This is a genomic window from Gordonia oleivorans (assembly GCF_040044975.1).
In the GTDB taxonomy this organism is placed as follows: domain Bacteria; phylum Actinomycetota; class Actinomycetes; order Mycobacteriales; family Mycobacteriaceae; genus Gordonia; species Gordonia oleivorans.
Genome location: NZ_JBDZDI010000001.1, coordinates 158,342 through 172,624 on the forward strand (window position 1 = coordinate 158,342; position 14,283 = coordinate 172,624).

The 14,283-nt window shown below is 67.8% G+C and carries 11 protein-coding genes and 2 riboswitches; of the genes, 6 read left to right on the forward strand and 5 right to left on the reverse strand.

Annotation, left to right across the window (positions count from 1 at the left end; all coding sequences use genetic code 11):
* Positions 1 to 97: 97 nt before the first annotated feature.
* The gene (locus ABLE92_RS00660) at positions 98 to 1,321 is read right to left on the reverse strand and encodes an acyl-CoA dehydrogenase family protein (RefSeq protein ID WP_348802569.1); all 1,224 of its coding nucleotides are present in this window, start codon (positions 1,319 to 1,321) and stop codon (positions 98 to 100) included.
* A gap of 200 nt (positions 1,322 to 1,521) precedes the next feature.
* Positions 1,522 to 1,653, forward strand: a riboswitch (cobalamin riboswitch).
* Between the two features lie 33 nt (positions 1,654 to 1,686).
* Here ABLE92_RS00660 and ABLE92_RS00665 point away from each other — a divergent pair.
* Genes ABLE92_RS00665 through ABLE92_RS00675 form a run of 3 tightly spaced genes read left to right on the forward strand, consistent with a single transcriptional unit; the run spans position 1,687 to position 3,488 of the window.
* Positions 1,687 to 1,911 carry a CbtB-domain containing protein gene (locus ABLE92_RS00665; RefSeq protein WP_348802570.1) on the forward strand — a complete coding sequence of 75 codons (225 nt, stop codon included), beginning with the start codon at positions 1,687 to 1,689 and terminating at the stop codon, positions 1,909 to 1,911.
* A 12-nt stretch (positions 1,912 to 1,923) separates the two neighbouring features.
* On the forward strand, positions 1,924 to 2,841 hold the full coding sequence (locus ABLE92_RS00670; RefSeq protein ID WP_348802571.1) for a CbtA family protein: 918 nt from the start codon (positions 1,924 to 1,926) through the stop codon (positions 2,839 to 2,841).
* Positions 2,838 to 3,488 carry a (2Fe-2S)-binding protein gene (locus tag ABLE92_RS00675; RefSeq protein ID WP_348802572.1) on the forward strand — a complete coding sequence of 217 codons (651 nt, stop codon included), beginning with the start codon at positions 2,838 to 2,840 and terminating at the stop codon, positions 3,486 to 3,488. The genes ABLE92_RS00670 and ABLE92_RS00675 overlap by 4 nt, the downstream gene beginning before the upstream one ends.
* Positions 3,489 to 3,567: 79 nt before the next feature.
* Here the strand turns inward: ABLE92_RS00675 and ABLE92_RS00680 are convergent, their stop codons facing one another.
* Together ABLE92_RS00680 and ABLE92_RS00685 are read right to left on the reverse strand one after the other, a co-directional pair.
* Complete coding sequence (locus ABLE92_RS00680; protein ID WP_348802573.1) at positions 3,568 to 4,389, reverse strand: CbtA family protein; 822 nt, start codon at positions 4,387 to 4,389, stop codon at positions 3,568 to 3,570.
* A 25-nt stretch (positions 4,390 to 4,414) separates the two neighbouring features.
* A complete protein-coding gene (locus ABLE92_RS00685; protein WP_348802574.1) occupies positions 4,415 to 4,636 on the reverse strand; it encodes a CbtB domain-containing protein in 222 nt (73 codons plus the stop codon).
* 61 nt (positions 4,637 to 4,697) lie between these two features.
* A riboswitch (cobalamin riboswitch) is annotated at positions 4,698 to 4,784 on the reverse strand.
* 120 nt (positions 4,785 to 4,904) lie between these two features.
* Between ABLE92_RS00685 and ABLE92_RS00690 the strand changes: the two genes are divergently transcribed.
* On the forward strand, positions 4,905 to 9,602 hold the full coding sequence (locus tag ABLE92_RS00690) for an ATP-dependent helicase (RefSeq protein ID WP_348802576.1): 4,698 nt from the start codon (positions 4,905 to 4,907) through the stop codon (positions 9,600 to 9,602).
* Positions 9,589 to 10,374, forward strand: coding sequence for a DNA-formamidopyrimidine glycosylase family protein (locus ABLE92_RS00695; protein ID WP_348802577.1), 786 nt, complete (start codon positions 9,589 to 9,591; stop codon positions 10,372 to 10,374). The genes ABLE92_RS00690 and ABLE92_RS00695 overlap by 14 nt, the downstream gene beginning before the upstream one ends.
* 10 nt (positions 10,375 to 10,384) lie before the next feature.
* On the opposite strand, the gene ABLE92_RS00700 is transcribed toward ABLE92_RS00695, so the two are convergent.
* Positions 10,385 to 10,807: a pyridoxamine 5'-phosphate oxidase family protein gene (locus ABLE92_RS00700; protein ID WP_348802578.1), complete on the reverse strand. Its 423-nt coding sequence runs from the start codon at positions 10,805 to 10,807 to the stop codon at positions 10,385 to 10,387.
* A gap of 112 nt (positions 10,808 to 10,919) precedes the next feature.
* Positions 10,920 to 12,680 (reverse strand): glycerol-3-phosphate dehydrogenase, encoded by a 1,761-nt coding sequence (glpD, locus tag ABLE92_RS00705; RefSeq protein ID WP_348802579.1) that lies wholly within the window; start codon positions 12,678 to 12,680, stop codon positions 10,920 to 10,922.
* 68 nt (positions 12,681 to 12,748) lie between these two features.
* On the opposite strand from glpD, the gene glpK reads away from it, so the two are divergent.
* The gene (gene glpK / locus ABLE92_RS00710; RefSeq protein WP_348802581.1) at positions 12,749 to 14,257 is read left to right on the forward strand and encodes a glycerol kinase GlpK; all 1,509 of its coding nucleotides are present in this window, start codon (positions 12,749 to 12,751) and stop codon (positions 14,255 to 14,257) included.
* The last annotated feature ends 26 nt before the right edge of the window (positions 14,258 to 14,283 follow it).

Here is a 14,283-nt window from a genome sequence, read left to right on the forward strand (position 1 = left end):
CTTGCCGCAGTGGTTGCGCGACCGGGTGTTCGGGGTTGAGACCAACAGATACCGGCCTCGACGACGCCCGGCGTCGAGGCCGGTATCGGCGGCGCGTCTAGGCCAGCAACCCCTTGGCCACGTGGGTCACCTGGATCTCGTTGCTGCCCGCGTAGATCATCAGCGACTTGGCGTCGCGCGCAAGCTGTTCCACGCGATACTCGGCCATGTAGCCGTTGCCGCCGAACAGCTGCACGGCCTCCATCGCCACATCGGTGGCGGCCTTGGACGAATACAGCTTCATCGCCGACGCCTCGGCCAGGCTCGGCGGCTTGCCCGCCTTGGTGCGCTCGATCGCACTGAAGAGCATGTTCTGCACGTTGATCCGGGCCACCTCCATCTCGGCGAGCTTGAGCTGGATGAGCTGGAATCTCCCGATCTCCTGACCCCACAGCGTGCGGGTCTTCGCGTAATCGATGCTCAGGCGTAGACATTCGTTGATGATGCCCATCGCCAACGCCGCGATGCCGATGCGCTCGGCGGTGAAACCGGCCTTTGCCCCTTCTGCGCCACGCGAATCCGAGCCGGTGTCCTCGGTCTCGCCGAGCAGCCGGTCACGACCGAGGCGCACATTGTCGAAGAACAACTCACCGGTCGGCGAGCTCACCATGCCCATCTTCTTGAACGGTTTGCCCTGGGTCAGCCCCTCCATACCCTTGTCGAGGACGAAGGAGAGCACCTTGCGCTCCCGCATCGGGGTGTCCGAGCCGTCGTCGAGTTTGGCGAAGACGACGATCGTGTCGGCGTAGGGACCGTTGGTGATGAAGGTCTTCTGCCCGTTGAGCACGTACTCGTCCCCGTCGCGACGCACCGTGGTCTTCATGCCGCCGAGGGCATCCGAGCCCGAGTCGGGTTCGGTGATCGCCCACGCACCCACCTTCTCCATCGTCACCAATTCGGGCAGCCAGCGCTTCTTCTGTGCGAGGGTGCCCTTGCCGCGGATGGTCGAGGCCGTCAGCCCCATGCTGACGCCCATGGAACCGACGAGCCCGAGGCAGACACCGGCCAGTTCGATGTTGACGATCATGAACATCGAGCCGGCCATGGCACCTCCGCCGCCACCGCCGGACGGCTTCTCCCCGGCGGCCTCGGCGGCCAGCTCCTTTTCCAGCGCATCCTTGGCCATCGCGTCGACACCGAAGGTGGACAACAACTTTCGAGTGATGTCATAGGGCGGCAGCACCCCCGTCTCGAGCTCGTCGATGTGCGGACGGATCTCCTTGTCGATGAACGCGCGCAAGGCGTCGCGCACCATCAGATCTTCCTCTGACCATTCGAACATCGACACACCTCACAAGTAGGGAGCACCAGTGGAACACGTTTCAGCTCCCAACTGTGTCAGCCGCCACTGTCACCGTCAAGGAACAGATCGGAGATTTCATCTCTTTGCTGAGGGATGCGCCGATCCGGACAATGCGGCCACCTCCGCACGGGACTATCGAGACATCCCGGACACCCGTCTTGACCTGCACTCTTCCGGGTGATGTGCTCATCTGCGACGGCGCACGGAACCCGGTGAGAATCCGGGACGGTGGCGCCACTGTGAGCCCGACGTATCGCCCACGCGATACGTCACCGGCAAGTCAGACACGTCGCCGTCACCGAGTTGCACACCATCGACGGGGCGCATCACCCCAGGAGGTTCCGATGACTTCACACGTCGCACAGCCGAGCGCCGGCGTCCAGGTCTCACCCGAGGCGCTGTCCGCCGGGCGTGTCGCCCTGATCCTCGGCATCACCGTCCTGCTGGCCTTGCTGGCCTACTACTTCATCGGCATCGACGAGGGGATGACCTCCGTGTTCGGCAAGACGATGGTCGTCCACGAGTGGGTGCACGACGCCCGCCACTTCCTCGGCTTCCCCTGCCACTGAGCCGGCTGAACGATGTTGGAACTCCGCGTCATCGGGCGCGGAGCCCTGGCCGGTCTGATCGCCGGCATTCTGGGCTTCGTCTTCGCCCGCATCTTTGCCGAACCCGTCATCAACACGGCGATCGACTACGAGTCGGGGCGAGACGAGGTCCTCGATGCCCTCAACCAGGCGGCGGGCCGGGCCACCGAGGCCGAGGGCTCGGAGATCTTCAGTCGATCCATCCAGTCGACGGTGGGCATCGCCACCGGGATCATCGGCTTCTCCGTCGCGATGGGCGCCCTGATCGCGGTCGCCTACCTGGTCCTGATGGGACGAACGGGTCTCCGCGCGCAGTACCTTTCCTGGCTGATCGCCGGCTTCGGATTCCTCGGCATCTACCTGCTCCCGTTCGTCAAGTACCCGGCCAACCCGCCGGCCATCGGACACGACTTCACCATCGCGACCCGCGGACAGCTGTACCTGGCGATGGTGACGATCTCGTTGATCCTCCTCGGACTCGCGGTGTACGTCGCGCACATGTTGCACTCCCGGATCGGCACCTACCGAGCCGTGTTGGTCGCGGGCGCCGGCTTCCTGGTCCTGTTCGGTATCGCACTGGCCGCGATGCCCTCGCTCGGCGACCTGCAGGCGAACGTCGACCACGCCGGCGAATTCGGCTTCGCGCGGGCGTCCACGGAAACGCCGCAGCCGATCACCAACATCCTCGACAAGCCCCTCACCATCGACGGGAAGACCTACGCACCCGGCCAGATCGCCTACCCCGGCTTCGACGCGGACGTGTTGTGGAAGTTCCGCTGGTACTCACTGCTCAATCAGGCGTTGATCTGGCTGGTGATCGGAATGGTGTTCGGCGCGTTGATGAACCGGATGATGCCGTCGGATGACGCGCGGCCGAGTGAGGACCGGCGCGATACGCTCGTCACACGGTGACCCACCTGGACGAACTCGGCCCCTTCTTCGGCGTTGCGCGGCACGCCGCGTCCGACCATGCCATCACTCCGTGGACGCCGATGTCGGACCTGCTCGCCGACCCCGGCATCCTCACCGATCGCGTCGCGCGCGTCCGCGGCGCGCTCGCTGCCGGCGGCCCGGTCGAGGAAAGGGTCGCCGCATCGGTGACACATCTGGGTCTCGTCGCGCGCATCATCGCCCCCGCCATCGCCGTCGAGGCCCTGGGTGATCCACCGATCTCGTTGCGCCCGGACGACATCTGGTGGCAGGACGAACTGGGTGGTCCCTACCCGCTCTCGGTGACCGCGGCGGAACCGGGCACCGACAGCGGCGACTCGGTCGTCGAGGCGCTGACCCACCTCGTCGGTGACACCTTCGGGGTCAGTGCCCGAACCCTGTGGGGCAATGTCGCCTCCGCGGCGAACAGCGCCGCGCAGCTCATCGCCGCGGCCCGGCCCGACCTGCAGGAAGCCGCTCGGGATGCCGCCGACCGACTCCTCGCCGACGGCCGGGTCGAGGGCGGTGCGTTGCGCTCCGGTCCGACATTTCGCCGACGCAGTTGTTGCCTGATCTATCAGGTCAGCGGTGACCGCCGATCCGTCTGCGGCGATTGCGTGCTGACCTGACCGGCGAGTCCCCGGTACAACGACGCCGCCCGGCACCATCGCTGGTGCCGGGCGGCGTCGTCTGTGTTCGGTCTTCGTATCAGCTGTTCGCGTCGGCCATGGCCGACGATCGGTTGGCCGACGATCGACTCATCCACGTCAGCAAGCCGGCGAACGCCGTGGTCAGGACGGTCCACAGGATCACCTGATTGGCGATTGCGTACACCCGGAAATCTCCGATGACTGCGCTCGGGAAACCGGGGAACACGATCCGATCACCGTTCATCAACGGTTCGGGAACCTCGTGGAACTCCGGCAGCAACGCGATCGCGATCGTGACCACCACCAGGAATCCGATCGCCGCAACCACGGCCGAGCCGAGGCCACCCCACCGGGGCCGCAGCCACAATGCGAGGACGACGGCCGCAATCATCGCCACCACTGCGACGATCGTGATGGTGAGGTAGGCACTCGATCGTGCCCCGATGGTGTCGTCGTCACCCACTGCCGGCGGATTGGCCGGGTAGGCGAAGAACGGGACTCCGAAGAACGCGATGAAACCCAGCACGCCGACGGCCGCCGACGCCCACCGGGGATCGGTGTCCGGGAAGTGATGCCCCAGATAGGTCCACAGGATGGTGAACGCGACCGCGAAAAAGGCGCCCATCGCCACCGCGAAGATCACGGTGCCGACGCCTGCGCCGATGTTCTCCTGCACGGACCGGGTGAAGAGCTCGGCACCGTGCTCGTGGCTGGCGTGACCATGCGCGGCCTCGAGTGCCTCCTGCGCCTGCGACCGACCGTCCTCATAGTCGATGGCCTTGGCGACCTGCGGCTCAATGAACAGCCGGGCGAAAACATATGCGACGATGCCGGCGACCAGGCCTGACAGCACGCCCGCGCCGATGAACTTTCTCTCCATGTTCGGTTGTCTCCCTTATCTCGGATCAGTGGCAGGGGAATCCGAGGAAGTGCCGGGAGTCGTGGACGAACTCATGGATGTGGGTGTCGCTGCCGAACACCGACCACGCGCCCTGGTCGTAGCCGATGAAGTAGTACGCCATGGCGGCGAGGATGACGGTGGCGGTCAGCCACAGTGCGGCCGACGCAGCCGAAAGATTGGGAACCGCAAGGGACAGACCCTTGCCGTGATGAGTTGTTGCGACCATCGAACTGATGTCCTTTCGTGGGATGACGCGTCCCTACGGGGTGTCGGGCTCGACATTGTGCGGTGTTCTGACTCGCCCCATCCCGGGGAGGCGTCCCCGGCATACGGCTCACAGTGGCGCGACCGTCCCGGGCTTTCACCGGGTTTCCCGTCCAAAGTCTGAAATGACCATATACCGGATCGCCCCGGGGTCACGACCTGATGTTGCGAGCACACCTGCGGCGATGTCGGCACCGCCGACTGTCGGTGCCCTCGTGGATGATGGATTCATGCCCACCCCGGCCGAGGTTCTGCACCGCTTCACCGCTCCCACCCGACGGTGGTTCGGCGGCGCGTTCGCCGAGCCCACGCCGGCGCAGGTCGGCGCGTGGTCGGCCATCGCCGACGGTGACAACACCCTGGTCATCGCGCCCACCGGGTCGGGTAAGACGCTCTCGGCCTTCCTGTGGGCCCTCGATCGCCTCGCCGCCCGGCCGGAGCGGTCCCGCGGCACCACCCGGGTGCTCTACATCTCCCCGCTGAAGGCCCTCGCCGTCGACGTGGAACGCAATCTGCGGGCGCCGCTGACCGGCATCACCCGCGCCGCACAGGAACTCGGCGAACCCGAACCGGCGATCACCGTCGGCCTGCGTTCCGGTGATACCCCGGCGGCCACCCGCCGCCTGCTGGTCCGCACGCCGCCGGACATCCTCATCACCACCCCCGAGTCGCTGTATCTGATGCTGACGTCGTCGGCGCGGGAGACACTGACCGGCGTCGAGGCCGTCATCGTCGACGAGGTCCACGCCGTCGCCGGAACCAAACGCGGCACTCATCTCGCACTGTCGCTGGAACGCCTCGACGAACTGCTCGAGCGCCCCGCCCAGCGCATCGGATTGTCGGCGACGGTCCGGCCACCGGAGGTGGTCGCCAACTTCCTCACCGGATCGGCCGGCGCCACCATCGTGCGGCCGCCCGCCGCCAAGACCTTCGATCTGCGGGTCGACGTGCCGGTCGAGGACATGTCCAACATCCCGCCGCCGCCGGACGCCGGGGACGCCGACCTCGACGACGCCTTCTCCCCGACCGCGGGCTCGCTGTGGCCATACGTCGAGTCCGCGATCGTCGACCTCATCGAGGCCAACCGCACCACCATCGTCTTCGCGAACTCGCGCCGCCTCGCCGAACGGTTGACCGCGCGGCTCAACGAGATCGCCGAGACCCGTGCCTGCGGCGACGGCCCGGTGCGCGAACCACCCCGCAACACCCGGGTCGGCGGCGGCGCGCCGGCCCTCGTGCTGGGCAGCGGCGCCACCACCGGGGCACCCTCGGTGCTCGCACGCGCCCACCACGGCTCCGTCAGCAAGGAGCAGCGCGCCGAGATCGAGGACGACCTCAAGACCGGCCGGCTGCGGTGCGTCGTGGCCACCAGTTCGCTGGAACTCGGCATCGACATGGGATCGGTCGATCTCGTCGTGCAGGTCGAGGCCCCACCATCGGTGGCCAGTGGCCTGCAACGCATCGGGCGCGCCGGACATCAGGTCGGCGAGATCAGCCAAGGTGTGCTGTTCCCCAAACACCGCACCGACCTCATCCACTGCACCGTCGCGGTGTCCCGGATGCGCGCCGGGGAGATCGAGGAACTGCGCATCCCCACCAACCCGCTCGACGTGCTCGCCCAACAGACCATCGCCGCCGCGGCCGTCGACGACCTCGACGTGGATGCCTGGTTCGACGTGGTGCGCCGCGCCGCGCCGTATCGCGAGCTCGCCCGCTCGGTGTACGAGGCGACACTCGACCTGATCTCCGGCCGGTTCCCGTCCGACGAATTCGCCGAACTCCGCCCTCGGGTCACCTGGGATCGGGACCGCAACCTGCTCACCGGCCGGCGGGGGGCACAGCGCCTGGCCGTCACCTCCGGCGGCACCATCCCCGATCGCGGCCTGTTCGGCGTGTTCATGGTCGGGGCGCCGGGAGCGGAGCGAGCGGGCCCATCAGGCACAGAGAAAGCTGCGCGCGTCGGCGAGCTCGACGAGGAGATGGTCTACGAATCGCGCGTCGGCGACGTCTTCGCCCTCGGCGCCACCAGCTGGCGCATCGAGGACATCACCCACGACCGCGTGCTGGTCACCCCCGCCTTCGGTCAGCCCGGACGTCTGCCGTTCTGGATCGGTGACTCCGTCGGCCGCCCCGCCGAACTCGGCGCGGCCATCGGCAGGTTCACCGCCGAGATCGCCGATGACGCCGAACTCGATCGTCGCGCAACCGAACTCGGCCTGACCACCTTTGCCCGCGACAACCTCGCCGCACTCATCGCCGAACAGCGCGACGCCACCGGATACCTGCCCAGCGATCGCACCCTGGTGGTCGAAAGATTCCGCGACGAACTCGGTGATTGGCGAGTGATTCTGCACTCCCCCTACGGGTTACGGGTACACGCCCCGTGGGCGTCGGCGATCTCGGCACAGCTCAAGACCTCCCTCGGACTCGACGGCGCCGTGACCGCCTCCGACGACGGCATCATCGTGCGCCTGCCCGACACCGACGACACCCCACCTGGTGCCGCGGTGTTCACCATCTCCCCCGATGACATCGAGCAACTCGTCACCGATGCACTGGCCGACTCGTCGATGTTCGCCTCCCGTTTCCGCGAATGTGCGGCCCGCGCCCTACTGCTACCCCGGCGCGATCCGGGCCGCCGCGCACCGCTGTGGCAACAACGCCAACGGAGTGCCCAATTGCTCGCCGTCGCTTCGCAATTCCCCGACTTCCCGATCGTTCTGGAGGCGGTCCGGGAATGCCTGCAGGACGTCTACGACCTGCCCGCGCTGACGGAGTTGTTGCGCGGCATCAGCACTCGTCGCATCCGGATCGTCGAGACCGAGACCGAGGCCCCGTCACCGTTCGCGGCGTCGTTGCTCTTCGGCTACGTCGGGGCGTTCATGTACAACGACGACGCCCCGCTGGCCGAACGCCGGGCGGCGGCCCTGTCCCTCGACACCGCACTGCTCGCGCAACTCCTCGGCCGGGTCGACCTGCGTGAACTCCTCGATCCTGCGGTCATCGCCGAGGTCACCGCACGCCTGCAACGCACCGCGCCGGCGCGCGCCGCCCGCGACGCCGAGGATGTCGTGGACCTGTTGCGCTGGCTCGGACCACTGACCACCGACGAGGTGGCCACCCGATACCGGGGCGATCCGGAGGACCAGAACACTTCCGCAGCAACGGTTCTCGCCGCACTCCACCGCGACGGTGCGATCATCTCGATCAGTCACCGCGGTCGACCGCTGTGGGCGGCGATCGAGGACACCGCTCGACTACGTGATGCGCTGGGCGTCCCTGCTCCGATGGGCGTGCCCGCGGCCTTTCTGGAGGCGGTCGCCGACCCCCTGGGCGATGTCGTCCACCGCTACGCCCGCACCCACGGTCCCTTCACCGTCGAACAGGCCGCCGACTCCCTGGGACTGGGAGCGGCCGTCGTCCGCGACACCCTGATCCGCCTGGCCGGCGACCGCAAGATCATCGAGGGCGATTTCCTTCCCGATCAAACGGGGACCCAGTGGTGTCACAGCGAGGTCCTCGGTCAGATCCGGCGCGGATCCCTGGCCGCCGGCCGCGCCGAGGTCGCGCCGGTCGATCCGGCCACCCTCACCCGTTTCCTGTTGTCCTGGCAACACGTCACCCCCACCGACGACCGACTGTCCGGCATCGACGGCGTCGCCGTGGTGATCGATCAGTTGGCCGGTTATCCACTGCCCGCCTCCGCGTGGGAATCGTTGATCCTGCCGGCCCGCGTCACCGACTACTCCCCCGCGATGCTCGACGAACTGCTGTCCTCCGGTGAGGTCACCTGGTCGGGTGCCGGACGCATCGGCGGCTCCGACGGCTGGATTCGCCTGTGTCCCACCGATCTCGCCGAGGTCATCCTCGGTGAACCCGACGAGATCGATGTGACCGACGCACACCGCCTGGTGATCGACCGGCTGGCCGGCGGCGGTGGCCTGCGCTACGCACAGATCCTCGACGCAGCACCCGACGCCGGGTCGGAGCGTCCCGGGGTCGGCGGCGCCGAGGTGGAGGCCGCGCTCTGGGACCTCGTCTGGTCGGGTCGGGTGTCCAACGATTCCTTCGCACCGATTCGGGCACTGCTCATGCCGCGCCGGGCGTCGGGTTCCCGCTCCGCCGCGACCCCGGCCCACCGCACGCGGGCCCGCGCGCCCCGCCTGCGGCCGTCGCGGCTGACCACACGCCACCTGATCTCCACGGTGGGTACGCCGGCCACCCCACCACAGCTCGCCGGACGGTGGTTCTCCCGCTCCGCCCTCATCTCGGATTCGACGCTACGCACCCAGGTGACCTGCGACCAACTGCTTACCCGCTACGGCGTGGTGACACGCGGACCGGTCGTCGCCGAGGGCATCATCGGCGGGTTCGCCCGGATCTACAAGGCCCTCACCGTCTTCGAGGACAGCGGACAGGTCCGGCGTGGCTACTACGTCGACGGACTCGGCGGTGCCCAGTTCGCCGCCCCCGCCGTCGTCGACGATCTCCGCCGCCATGCCCTCGAACCCGGTGACGACTCGCGCCGTAACCGCGGCAACGCCGTGGTGATCGCCGCCACCGATCCCGCCAATCCGTTTGGCGCAGCACTGGAGTGGCCATCCCGGCCCGACGGCGACAATCGATCCGGCCATCGCCCGGGCCGCAAGCCGGGTGCGCTGGTGGTGCTGGTGGACGGCCGACTCGCGGCCTTCGTCGAACGGGGCGGCAAGACCGTGCTCACCTTCGATGATTCCGACCAGACCGTGCGTGTCGCCGCCGGCGCACTGGCCGACGCGGTCGGCACCGGGCGGGTCGCGCGGCTGTCCATCGATCAGATCGACGGTGTCGAGGCCCTGCGGTCGGATCTCTCCGCCGTCTTCGTCGACGCCGGGTTCTCCACCACTCCCCGCGGACTTCGGATGCGGCACACCCATGCCCGAGGGTGACACCGTCTTCCGCGCCGCCGACCGGCTGCGGCGTGGACTGGCCGGAAAAATGTTGACCCACAGCGATTTCCGAGTTCCCTCGCTGGCCACCGTCGATCTGAGCGGCTACACCGTCACAGCGGTGCGCTCACGTGGCAAACACCTGCTGATCGATGTCACCGACCCCGAGGGCGGCCACCAGGTGAGCATCCACTCGCACCTGAAGATGGAGGGGATCTGGATTGTCGCACCGCTCGGCACCCGCTGGCGCCGCCCGGCGCATCAGGCGCGCATCATCCTGCGCACCGCAGCGCACGAGGCGGTCGGATTCGCCCTGGGAATCCTGGAGTTGCTCGACGACCCCGACACCGCACTGGACTATCTGGGGCCCGATCTGCTGGGCGAGGACTGGGATGCCGCCGAGGCGGTGCGCCGGATCGAGAGCGAGCCGGACCGTCCGATCGGCGACGCCCTGCTCGATCAGCGGTTGATGGCCGGCGTCGGCAACGAGTACCGCAGCGAATTGTGCTTCCTGCGTGGGGTGCTACCGGGCACTCCGGTCAGAGATGTCGACGTTGCGCCGATGGTCGATCTGGCGCATCGGATGCTGTGGGCCAATCGGCTCAGAACGGCGCGCACCACCACCGGTGACACCCGGGGTGATGCGCGTGTGTGGGTCTACGGTCGACGCGGACGACTGTGCCGCCGGTGCGCCACCCCCATCGAGCGGGGATTTCTCGCGACCGACACCGAGGAACGGGTCATCTACTGGTGCCCACGGTGCCAGAAGTGAGGGACACGCCCTACACCGGGTAGCGCTCCGGCTCCGGTCCGAATTCGAAACGGCGGGCGGTGATGTCGCCGACACTGATCTCGACGTAGTTGTACTTGATGGTGGGAACCCACGGTGTGAGCGGCAGGGTGTCGGCCTCGGCGATCTCGTCGCCGCGCGAGAGCACCCGTGCGGTGCCCTTGGCCACCACGCTCCACCCGCCGTCGTCGGTGTACTCGTCGACCTCGAAGGCCACATGCTCGTTGACGACGAGTTCGGACAGCTTGGTGCCCTCCGCGGAGCGGAAGACGATACGGCCCTCGTCGGAGTAATAATTCACCGGGAAGATGTCCGGTTGTCCACCAACGCTCACCGCGAGGCGACCGAGTTGCTTCGAGCCGAGCAACTTCCAGGCCTCGTCAGCGGGAAGTTCCTGAATCGGGTTGTCCACCATGACCTGTCCTTTTCCCATACCTCATCGTCGCACCCCTGACGTTACCGGTCCCAGAGCCAAAGGTCCTGCCGAAACCTCCAAGCCGTGTCCGCATCGTCCACGGCATGTCACCTCATGTCTCCGGGACCGGCACCGGTTCGAGGATCTCGGCGCGCGACTCGGGCGCGGCGGCGCGCAATGCGTCGGCCGACGAGTCGTCGGGTTGCTGCTGCGACGCCACCTCGGCGGCCACCCGGGCGTTGTAGGTCTCCACCTCCAAGGCGATCCGCTCGTCGTCCCAGCCGAGCACCGGCGCCAGCAGCTCGGCGACCTCCTGCGCACACCCGACACCCCGGTGGGAGTACTCGATGGAGATCCGGGTCCGCCGGGCCAGGACGTCCTCGAGATGCAGCGCCGCCTCGTCGATCGCCGCGTAGACGATCTCCACCCGCAGATACTGCGGGGCGGCGGCCAGCGGGCGCAGCAACGACGGATCGGCGTCGGCGTAGTACAGCACGTCGTCGATGAGCGAGCCGTAGCGGTTGAGCAGTCGTCGAACCCGGTAGGGATGCAAGCCGAACCGCTTGCCGAGATGCTCGCACTGATTGATCAGCGCGAAGTACCCGTCGGCGCCGATCAGCGGCACCCGCTCGGTGATCGACGGGGCCACCCGGGTCGGGATGAAGTCGTCGCAGGCGTCGACGGCGTCGGCGGCCATCACCCGGTAGGTGGTGTACTTGCCGCCGGCGATCGAGACCAGTCCGGGGGCCACCCGCGCGACCGCATGCTCCCGGGAGAGCTTCGAGGTCGCCTCGTCCTCCCCGGCCAGCAGCGGCCGGAGACCGGCGTACACCCCCTCGATGTCGTCGTGGGTGAGCTTGGTGACCAGCACCGTGTTCACATGCTCGAGGATGTAATCGATGTCGGCCCTGGTCGCGGCTGGATGGGCCAGGTCGAGGTTCCAGTCGGTGTCGGTGGTGCCGATGATCCAGTGCGTCTCCCACGGGATCACGAAGAGCACCGACTTCTCGGTGCGCAGGATGATCGCGGTCTCGCTAACGATGCGGTCACGGGGCACCACGATGTGCACACCCTTGGACGCCCGTACCCGGAAGTGGCCACGCTGATGCGACAGCGCCTGCACCTCGTCGGTCCACACCCCGGCGGCGTTGATCACGCAGTGCGCCGGGACCTCGGCGGTCTCACCGTTCTCGGTGTCGCGGACCTTGACGCCCATCACCCGGTCGGCCTCCCGGAGGAATCCGACCACCTGCGTCGAGGTGCGGATCACCGCACCGTAATTGGCGGCGGTACGCGCCACCGTCAGGCTGTGGCGGGCGTCGTCGACGACGGTGTCGTAGTAGCGGATGCCGCCGATCAACGAGTCCCGCTTCAGCGCCGGGGCCACCCGCAGCGCCCCGGAACGGGTCACATGCTGTTGTCCGGGAACCGATTTCGCGCCACCCATGCGGTCGTAGAGGAAGATTCCGGCGGCCACATACGGACGTTCCCAGATGCGTTGGGTCAGCGGGTAGAGAAACGGGAGGGGTTTGACCAGGTGCGGGGCCAGCAGTCGCAGCGACAGTTCACGTTCGCGCAGGGCCTCGCGGACCAGACCGAACTCGAGTTGCTCGAGATAACGCAGCCCACCGTGGAACATCTTCGACGATCGGCTCGAGGTACCCGAGGCGATGTCGCGGGCCTCCACCAGCGCCACCCGCAGGCCGCGGGTCGCGGCGTCGAGGGCGGCCCCCACCCCGACCACACCGCCGCCGACGACGACGATGTCGAATTGCTCACTCGAGAGTCGTTTCCACGCCTCGGCCCGATACAGCGGACCCATATCCGCTGGTCGGTCCGGGTTGAATCCGGTCTCATTCGGCTCGGTGTCCATGCCGGCCAGCGTAATTGATCTCGGCGGAACCCACCGTCTGCGACCCGCACCGTGCGACACTGACCCCCGTGGATAGCGCTTCCGGATACGTCGCGGCCATCGATCAGGGAACGACGTCGACGCGGGCCATGGTCTTCGACCGCCGCGGACAGGTCATCGCCGCCGAACAACTCGAACACCGACAGATCTTCCCCCGGGCCGGATGGGTCGAACACGATGCCGCCGAGATCTGGCGCAACACCCGCCGCGTCGTGGCATCCGCACTCGCGTCGGCCGATCTGACCTCCGACGACATCGTGGCGTGTGGGCTGACCAATCAGCGGGAGACGACCCTGGCCTGGGACCGCACCACCGGCGAACCGCTGCACAACGCGATCGTCTGGCAGGACACCCGCACCGGCGAACTGTGCGAGCAACTCGCCGGCGATGCCGGTGCCGACCGCTACCGCGACCGCACCGGGCTACCTCTGTCGACCTATTTCGCCGGGCCCAAGATGCGCTGGCTGCTCGACAATGTGGAGGCCGTCGCCGACCGTGCCGAGGCCGGCGAACTCTGTTTCGGCACAATGGATTCCTGGATCGCCTGGAACATCACCGGCGGTGCGTCCGGCGGCCTGCACATCACCGACGTCACCAACGCGTCGCGCACCATGCTGATGGATCTTCGGACGCTGTCCTGGGATGAGGAGATCTGCACGGAGATGGGGATTCCCGTCGACGCACTCCCCGAGATCCGCAGCAGCTCGCAGGTGTACGGGACGCTACGCGAACAGGGAACCCTGCACGGGGTGCCCCTGTCCGGCATCCTCGGCGATCAGCAGGCGGCGACGTTCGGCCAGGCGTGCCTGTCACCCGGCGAGGCGAAGAACACGTACGGCACCGGGAACTTCTTGTTGCTCAACACCGGAACAGACGCGGTGTTCTCCGACCACGGACTGCTGACCACCGTGTGTTACCGCATCGGTGAGGCACCGCCGCACTATGCCCTCGAGGGCTCGATCGCCGTCACCGGTTCGCTGGTGCAGTGGCTGCGCGACAACCTCGGCCTCTTCTCCTCCGCCGGTGAGGTCGAGCAACTCGCGGCCGGCGTCGACGACAACGGCGGCGTGTACTTCGTCCCTGCGTTCTCCGGGTTGTTCGCACCGCGGTGGCGACCCGACGCCCGCGGCGTCATCGCCGGCCTGACCCGCTTCGCCAACAAGGGACACATCGCCCGGGCAGCGTTGGAGGCCAGCGCTTTTCAGACCCGCGAGGTGATCGAGGCGATGCAGGCCGACTCCGGTGTCACCCTGTCGACCCTCAAGGTCGACGGCGGCATGGTGGTCAACAACCTCCTGATGCAGTTCCAGGCCGACATCCTCGATGTGCCGGTGGTGCGGCCGGTGGTCAACGAGACCACCGCCCTCGGCGCGGCATACGCGGCCGGACTGGCCGTCGGCTACTGGGACGACGAGGACGAGATCCGGCAGAACTGGGCCGAACACACCCGGTGGACACCGGCGATGGACACCGACGAGCGCGACCGCCTGTACCGGGAATGGAATCGGGCCGTGGAGCACAGTTTCGGGTTGGCCTGACCGGTCGGTCGGGGCCGATCGGGCGC

Excerpts from the sequence above, each read along its gene's own strand:
- ABLE92_RS00695 (WP_348802577.1), top strand. The coding sequence starts at position 9,589 with ATGCCCGAGGGTGACACCGTCTTCCGCGCCGCCGACCGGCTGCGGCGT.
- ABLE92_RS00685 (WP_348802574.1), bottom strand. The coding sequence starts at position 4,636 with ATGGTCGCAACAACTCATCACGGCAAGGGTCTGTCCCTTGCGGTTCCC.
- ABLE92_RS00670 (WP_348802571.1), top strand. The coding sequence starts at position 1,924 with ATGTTGGAACTCCGCGTCATCGGGCGCGGAGCCCTGGCCGGTCTGATC.
- ABLE92_RS00700 (WP_348802578.1), bottom strand. The coding sequence starts at position 10,807 with ATGGTGGACAACCCGATTCAGGAACTTCCCGCTGACGAGGCCTGGAAG.
- ABLE92_RS00680 (WP_348802573.1), bottom strand. The coding sequence starts at position 4,389 with ATGGAGAGAAAGTTCATCGGCGCGGGCGTGCTGTCAGGCCTGGTCGCC.
- ABLE92_RS00690 (WP_348802576.1), top strand. The coding sequence starts at position 4,905 with ATGCCCACCCCGGCCGAGGTTCTGCACCGCTTCACCGCTCCCACCCGA.
- ABLE92_RS00665 (WP_348802570.1), top strand. The coding sequence starts at position 1,687 with ATGACTTCACACGTCGCACAGCCGAGCGCCGGCGTCCAGGTCTCACCC.
- ABLE92_RS00660 (WP_348802569.1), bottom strand. The coding sequence starts at position 1,321 with ATGTTCGAATGGTCAGAGGAAGATCTGATGGTGCGCGACGCCTTGCGC.
- glpD (WP_348802579.1), bottom strand. The coding sequence starts at position 12,680 with ATGGACACCGAGCCGAATGAGACCGGATTCAACCCGGACCGACCAGCG.